Here is a 1,401-nt window from a genome sequence, read left to right on the forward strand (position 1 = left end):
AATATGGTCATTGACAAATGAAATAGGCATAAAAAAACACCTCAACATTTGGTATAGTGTAATTGACTAGAAAACACTACCAATACAGAAGAGGTGTCTCCTATATGATAGCGAATAATGACCAAAATAATCAACTACCAAATGAACTTTCTTCAACCTTTAAAGAATTAGAGCTGTTTAAACATCTAAGAAAGGCTGGTATTACAAAGTCTGCCGGCTTTACTTGTGCCTATCTTTTTCAATTAGTTTTTTGTCTGATTTTTGAAAATAAGAACTGGTTTCAACTACTTCAAAGTAAGAAATCTAGTGAATGTCCAGAAAAGAATGCGGTCTATCGTTTTTTAAACAAGTCTACCTTTGCTTGGAGAAGGTTTTTACTATTTCTAAGCGTTCATACGATTAAGAAAGTAACAAACCTAACGAGTCATGATCGCCCGAAAGTATTGATCCTGGATGATTCTTCGTATGATCGTAACCGCAGTAAATCGGTTGAGTTATTAGCTCGCTGTTTTGATCATGCATCCCAAAAGATGCGATTTTATAAAGGCTTTCGTATGCTTACGCTTGGCTGGTCAGATGGCGCAACGTTCATTCCAGTGGACTTTTCTTTATTAAGCTCGAAGAAAAGCCAAATTAATGGAATATCATCAAAAATTGATAAGCGTAGTTCCGGTTATAAACGAAGAGTAGAAGCGTTGCAAACCGCACCAGAGCAAATACCTGGTATGGTCGAACGTGCGATGAATGCCGGCATCGATGCTTCCTATGTGCTGATGGATTCTTGGTTCACGTATCAGCCTCTCGTTAAGAATATTAAGGACCAAGGCCTTGATGTCGTTGGTATGGTAAAGAATCTAAAGCAACGTTACATCGTGAATGGTAAACGTGTGAGCTTAAAGGAACTTTACTGTTTAGCGAAGCCAACCAATGGCAAGAAAAGCATTCTTCGTTCTATTCATACTACACAAGCGAATGGTGTGCCTATTAAAGTTGTCTTTGTTCGCAATCGCAATAAAAAGAGTGAGTGGTTAGCCATTTTAAGCACAGACTGTACGCTCAGTGATCAAGAAATCATTCGTATTTATGGGATGCGATGGGATATAGAAGTCTTCTTTAAAACAACAAAGTCCCTATTGAAACTCCAAAAGGAGTTCCAAGGTCGTTCGTATGACGGCTTAATTAGTCACACAACCATAGTTTTCACAAGATATATTGTGCTCTCATGGCAAAACCGATGTAACACCGATGAACGAACGCTTGGTGGCATGTTTTATGAACTATGTGATGAGATTAATGATCTCGATTGGGCTGTGGCACTACAGCAGTTAATCGAGCTTCTTGAAGATGCATTGAATTTAAGCAATAAGAAAGTTCAAAAATTAATCAAAAGTCAACTACAAC

The 1,401-nt window shown here is 37.9% G+C and carries 1 protein-coding gene; it reads left to right on the forward strand.

Annotation, left to right across the window (positions count from 1 at the left end; genetic code table 11):
* Positions 1–104 precede the first annotated feature (104 nt).
* Positions 105–1,401 (forward strand): IS4 family transposase (locus ACFQ3N_RS20425; protein WP_390365090.1); only part of this gene is annotated, 1,297 nt, incomplete at its 3' end.

The sequence above is a fragment of the Virgibacillus byunsanensis genome, from assembly GCF_042675965.1.
Lineage (GTDB): Bacteria > Bacillota > Bacilli > Bacillales > Amphibacillaceae > Virgibacillus_R > Virgibacillus_R byunsanensis.